General features: G+C 58.1%; 1 protein-coding gene. It reads right to left on the minus strand.

From position 1 onward, the window contains the following. The coding region (locus ACPYOJ_RS36445) for a type 1 glutamine amidotransferase family protein (protein ID WP_481420547.1) at positions 1 to 241 on the minus strand (241 nt) is incomplete at both ends.

Raw genomic sequence — 241 nt, forward strand, 5'->3', positions numbered from 1 at the left:
GCTGGGGATCGTCCCCGGAGCGACGAAACCAGACCACCATTTCGCGCGCCACGGCCAGCGCTTTTTCTGCGCCACACAGACGGTTAATCATATGCAGAGCCAGGTCGATACCCGAGGTGATGCCGGCGCTGGTCCAGATATTCTCATCCTGCACGAAGATCCGGTTTTCTTTGATGATTGCCGTCGGAGCCGCCGTACGCAAACGGCTTATAACGTCATGATGCGTTGTGCACTGCCGGTG

Source organism: Rhizobium sp. SVR5-9E, from assembly GCF_056755095.1.